General features: G+C 45.0%; 1 tRNA gene. It reads right to left on the bottom strand.

Annotated features, from left to right (window positions below):
* Positions 1-471: 471 nt before the first annotated feature.
* Positions 472-563: transfer RNA gene (locus AB4238_RS08855), tRNA-Ser, on the bottom strand.
* Position 564 lies beyond the last annotated feature (1 nt).

The following is a 564-nucleotide window of genomic DNA, read 5'->3' as shown; positions in this document are numbered from 1 at the left end:
CGCTGCAGGCAAGTAGTGGAATTTGAGCAAATCGTTATTCTCGGCTCTGGCATCTTGCTTCGCTCTCGATAATTGCGCTTGCATTATTCTACCTTCGACCATCCTTAGTCTCGTACCTCCTATACCTGACCGCCAAGGAGAGCGGGAACGTCTTATCTTGTACAGAACAAAATAGACCATTTAGCCGTATATCCAAATCCCATAGAGAGGCATACAGCGTTTTGCCAATTTTTTACCGCAGCTAGCTTCAAACCTCCAAATACTCTTCTTCACCTGTGTAGTGGCCCTAGGGCATGAACACTCTCGTCAAGGCAGAATAAAGTACAACATATTAGTGTTTGCGGATAACGAGATGTTGAGGACACATGGAGTGATTATTTTGAGGAAGGTTAGAATGATAAGATTTACAGATGAATATATTACAGGCACAAAAAAACCGCTTATAAAAGCGGTTTTTTTGTATTTAAAGAATGGCGGAGAAGGAGGGATTCGAACCCTCGATGGGAGTTAAAGCCCATACTCCCTTAGCAGGGGAGCGCCTTCGGCCACTCGGCCACCTCTCCG

Origin of the sequence: Shewanella sp. 10N.286.45.A1 (assembly GCF_041470405.1) — a bacterium.
Taxonomy (GTDB): Bacteria; Pseudomonadota; Gammaproteobacteria; order Enterobacterales; family Shewanellaceae; genus Shewanella.
Note: the sequence above shows the minus strand (reverse complement) of the source record. Positions and strands in the feature narration are given on the sequence as shown.